Genomic DNA, 438 nt, shown 5'->3' on the forward strand with positions numbered 1-438 from the left:
CATCGCCACCCAGCGCAGGCTGAGCACCTACGCCAACGCGCGCCTCTTCGCCCTCGTCTCGATCGCCATGGCGGACGCCGGCATCGCCGTACGGGACGTGAAGTTCCTGACCCCCGTCGACCTGTGGCGACCCGTCTCCGCCATCCGCGAGGGCGGACTCGACCCGGAGTGGAAGCCCCTCCTCAAGAACAAGGCCGGCGTCAACTTCAACCCCTGCTTCCCCGCCTGGGCCTCCGGCCACGCCACCTTCGGCGCCGCCTGGGCAGGTGTGATGAAGCGCTACTTCAACAGCGACCGGATCGCGTTCACCATGACCACCGACGACCCCCGCTCACCCGTCAAGTCCCGCTCCTTCACCAGCTTCAGCCAGGCCGCCCGCGAGGACGCCGAAAGCCGGATCTGGCTCGGGGTCCACTTCCCGTGGGACGCCGAGGACGG

1 protein-coding gene is annotated in these 438 nt (G+C 69.2%); it reads left to right on the forward strand.

Going from position 1 to position 438, the window contains the following annotated elements; translation table 11 throughout:
- Positions 1-438 (forward strand): vanadium-dependent haloperoxidase (locus tag LG634_RS37625; RefSeq protein ID WP_226741051.1); only part of this gene is annotated, 438 nt, incomplete at both ends.

The sequence above is a fragment of the Streptomyces bambusae genome (genome assembly GCF_020532645.1).
GTDB classification, from domain to species: domain Bacteria; phylum Actinomycetota; class Actinomycetes; order Streptomycetales; family Streptomycetaceae; genus Streptomyces; species Streptomyces bambusae.